Source organism: Bacillota bacterium (assembly GCA_018818595.1).
Taxonomy (GTDB): Bacteria; Bacillota_I; Bacilli_A; order Izemoplasmatales; family Hujiaoplasmataceae; genus JAHIRM01.
On sequence record JAHIRM010000057.1, the window covers coordinates 1 to 3,496 of the forward strand.

10 protein-coding genes are annotated in these 3,496 nt (G+C 35.4%); 3 read left to right on the forward strand and 7 right to left on the reverse strand.

The features are described 5' to 3' along the window. The 7 genes from KJ971_08650 to KJ971_08680 form a co-directional block, all read right to left on the reverse strand. On the reverse strand, window positions 1-245 hold a 245-nt coding region (locus KJ971_08650), incomplete at its 3' end, for a hypothetical protein (protein ID MBU1145900.1). Window positions 246-258: 13 nt separating this feature from the next. Beyond that, a complete protein-coding gene (locus tag KJ971_08655) occupies window positions 259-624 on the reverse strand; it encodes a hypothetical protein (GenBank protein MBU1145901.1) in 366 nt (121 codons plus the stop codon). 34 nt (window positions 625-658) lie between these two features. Beyond that, a complete protein-coding gene (locus KJ971_08660) occupies window positions 659-823 on the reverse strand; it encodes a KTSC domain-containing protein (GenBank protein MBU1145902.1) in 165 nt (54 codons plus the stop codon). A gap of 23 nt (window positions 824-846) precedes the next feature. Further along, entirely contained in the window at window positions 847-1,077 is a 231-nt protein-coding gene (locus KJ971_08665; GenBank protein MBU1145903.1) for a hypothetical protein, read from the reverse strand. A 130-nt stretch (window positions 1,078-1,207) separates the two neighbouring features. Beyond that, a complete protein-coding gene (locus KJ971_08670; protein MBU1145904.1) occupies window positions 1,208-1,438 on the reverse strand; it encodes a hypothetical protein in 231 nt (76 codons plus the stop codon). Next, window positions 1,439-1,780: a hypothetical protein gene (locus tag KJ971_08675; GenBank protein ID MBU1145905.1), complete on the reverse strand. Its 342-nt coding sequence runs from the start codon at window positions 1,778-1,780 to the stop codon at window positions 1,439-1,441. A 9-nt stretch (window positions 1,781-1,789) separates the two neighbouring features. Continuing rightward, complete coding sequence (locus KJ971_08680) at window positions 1,790-2,356, reverse strand: hypothetical protein (protein MBU1145906.1); 567 nt, start codon at window positions 2,354-2,356, stop codon at window positions 1,790-1,792. A gap of 81 nt (window positions 2,357-2,437) precedes the next feature. Between KJ971_08680 and KJ971_08685 the strand changes: the two genes are divergently transcribed. The 3 genes from KJ971_08685 (at window position 2,438) to KJ971_08695 (ending at window position 3,265) form a co-directional block, all read left to right on the forward strand. Continuing rightward, window positions 2,438-2,650 carry a hypothetical protein gene (locus KJ971_08685; GenBank protein MBU1145907.1) on the forward strand — a complete coding sequence of 71 codons (213 nt, stop codon included), beginning with the start codon at window positions 2,438-2,440 and terminating at the stop codon, window positions 2,648-2,650. Window positions 2,651-2,756: 106 nt separating this feature from the next. Continuing rightward, window positions 2,757-2,960 (forward strand): hypothetical protein, encoded by a 204-nt coding sequence (locus KJ971_08690; GenBank protein MBU1145908.1) that lies wholly within the window; start codon window positions 2,757-2,759, stop codon window positions 2,958-2,960. 125 nt (window positions 2,961-3,085) lie between these two features. Further along, complete coding sequence (locus KJ971_08695; protein MBU1145909.1) at window positions 3,086-3,265, forward strand: hypothetical protein; 180 nt, start codon at window positions 3,086-3,088, stop codon at window positions 3,263-3,265. Window positions 3,266-3,496 lie beyond the last annotated feature (231 nt).

Here is a 3,496-nt window from a genome sequence, read left to right on the forward strand (position 1 = left end):
GGAGCCATTAATTCATCAAGATGTCTTTTAACCCAAGCTTTAATCTTTGGTTCAACATAAAAATATTGTTGTTCTAAAAATTCAGCCATATTTTCGGAAATGTTATTTTTTATCTTAAAGGCTATTTCCCGGGCTCGTGGCCCATAAAAACCGGAACATTCGCTGCAGGCATTTATTTCTCCGTCAGGATCAAATGGATAAATAAACCTGATCTTTCCCCCACAAAAATCACACATTTCATTCATGATAATCCTCTGTTTAAATTTTAATAAATAGTCTGCATTCCTGGCAACGGGCATAACCCTTCGGAATAGATTCACAATCTTCATGGCCCAATAAAATTGGCGATACACAATCGCAAGCAGTCCTTTTAGCTGACTCTTTTAAAACTTGCCGGCGAACATTTTTTAATAATTTTTTGAATAATTCTGTAGCACAATACCGACATAGATCCAGTTCATAATGCATATCTGAATCAAATAATGAGACATATTCGATGCCAAAATTAAAATGCTTAAATCCATGCCATTCCAGATGATCAGGTATGTTTGCTATTATGCCGCAGTCGCTACAAACTTTTTCGACTATTTCGTGGTCAATCTTACTTTTATATGTTTGAGTCAAATCGAGCCCTCCTTTTTGTTTTATGCCGGGATATTCAATTTAGTGCAATCGTACTTACCCTAGGAGACACGCCAAGATAATCATATCTGCCGCCGGCCTTGAACTGAATGCGCAGGGTAAGAGTGCTGGGATGATACCCAATAGCTTTGATGTTAGAACTGGCAACCTCAAACATGGGTATTACTTTTTCATCTGGCATTTAAGAGCCTCCTTTCTTTTTGGCTAAAGAATTTTTACATTGTCTATGTTTTGCTCGAAAAACCTAATTCTTTCTTTTAAGAAATCAATCATTTCATTATCTATTGCTACATTAGTAATAAATACAGCATCAGAGATAATCAACCCAAAATTTAATTTCTTACCGTATATTGAAAATATCATCAATTCTATTGATCGCGCTAAGACTTTAAAATCATCGTTCAATGTTTTTACCTTGCCGTTATTTTTTCCCATAACTTATCCTTTCGTTATTTAAAAATTAAAATAGCGAGACTAATTATCAACAGCACGCCCATAGCAACGGTAAACAATATAAGTGCTAATGGTTAGCGTATCGATTCGTGGTAGAATAACTTTATCAAATTCATGAATCCCCTATCACAACCCGTTTTGGATAAAGCGTAGGTGGATAAAGTTCTGGATGTTGTGAATTTTCAGTCCGTGGTTCTTTAAGCAGAACATCGCCTTCTATGTTTAATATAAACTCAAATCCCCCATCACAAGCACCATAAACAGGCAAATCACCATGCTCGGCTTTAAATTTTTGCAATCTGTCGATTAAATCAGAAATGGAAAGTGGTTTTTTTTCTGGCATTTAGTCCCCTTTCGTTCCTATTTTTTTACCCAATTCATATTTTTGAGTATTATTTAATAATTTAAAGTTTATTTGCTTTTCTGCTTTTAATATTCTTGTTTTGTGATTCATAAATTGTTGTTCAACTGCATCTATTTCTTCTTTTGGCAGACCTGTGGATTCATAATATTCTCTTGGGAAATTCAAATCTTCTGCTTTAATTATTGGATGAGAATATCCATAATTATTAGGTGTTTTACAAGGTAAATTAGTTGGTTTTAGATGATACATTGGTTCAAGTATCAATTGAATACGACGAATTTCTTCACTATAATCATCATCAAAATGAACCCCAAGTCCCATTTTACTCTCCTATGTAACTTTTAAAGCATACCGTCTATGCGCCGCATTAGCATTTAAAAAATATTGTAACTCCAATGGTAAGTTCTGAATAAAGTTGGCAAGCGCTATCTTTCCACTTTTTCTTAACCGAACAGCCACCGCCCAGTCAGCATCCGGATATCCGTTCAAACGAACAAGATTCCAATAGCCGGCACATTGACCAGCCCAAACAACCGAAAAGGCAATAGAAGTTTTCCAGTCCGTAATCCCGGGTTTGGGATTAATTTTTAAAGTGTTTAATAAATCCGGCTGTCCACTATACCGATGTTGTTGATCCACAAGCCGGGTCTTATCACCGTTTTCAACCATGAGAACCTTATCAACATTTTTTTCAATCCATAATAATCCGGATTCAATATAGCCTTTATATTCATCCGGCGCCGGCATATTCCAAACACCCAATAAATGATTCTTGATATAATTATGAATATAAGATCCACGATAACAATGTTCATCCTTAAACCAAGATTTATCAACATATTGTGATAAAACTTGTGTCACAGAATCGAAGCCACTTATATTTGAATATTCCATCATTTGAGCTTACTCTTACATGCTATTTTATTATTTGTCAACAATTATCTTGACAAACACGAAAAAAAAGATTAGAAGACAATCATGAAAACAAAACCATCAAAACAAATCAGAAAAATATTGCGGCTGAAGATAGTTGAATATTTTGATAATCAGGGCAGGTTTGCACTCGCGGCAGAAATCGATGAAGCGATTGTATCAAAGCTAATAAATTGCTATCGAGATCCTACGAAAGATCAGACTAAGCTGTTTTCCAAACTTTTAAAAACACCGGCAGACGTTCTGTTTGCAAAGTAACGTAGAAGTGAGCAGCGGGTGCTCAATATATTTTCAAAGCCCGCCTGTGGTTCCCGTCTGCTCAACTGAATTGTTATAAACCATTTTATCGAACTGGAGAGATACAATGAATATTATGGAAGAAAAAGAATTAAGCGTTGTCGATGAAGACATATCAGATGCCTTTATAGATGCAATGGGAAAAGGAGATTACCACCCAGGGCAACCAACACAGATCCAAACTGCAAGAAGTCTTAAAGAGCTAAATATAAACTTAAGGGCACTGATAAACATACTTCAAAATAAAGATACGATTACGAAAGAAAGGTGATATGATGGAAAAGACAATTAGAAAACAGATAAAAGAACAGCCTGTATTGCATGGCAATTATTTTGCCTGTCTGGTTGAATGATTTGTTATACATTTTTATTAACCTCCAAACTAAAGGGAAAAAAATGAAGAATAAAGACATCGTGTTTGAATTGGGTGCAGATGATGGTGAATATAATGACCATGTTAGCATCCGTGCATTAACCCGAGATGGAGTATGGATTACGTTATATTCGTTTAAAATAACAGAAGAAATGTATGAAGGTTATCGGGTGCCTCTTTTTTTGAAAATAGAATATAATTGACAAGCTAAGATTTTAGGATTTTTGTTTGACGATGCCACTATAGGGCAAGAGTGCTGCTTGTCACAATCGAAGCCTGTAAGCCATGGTTTTTTGCCCGGTATGGTCCTTTGTGTGGTTGTAATGGTAACTATTTCGTCTAAATCGAGACATTTGTGTTCTTTAACAAGAGTTTTAGTTTTGGAGGGCATTTCGTTATCCTTTCGTTTTATTTGTATAACGCAAAGCTGAGCA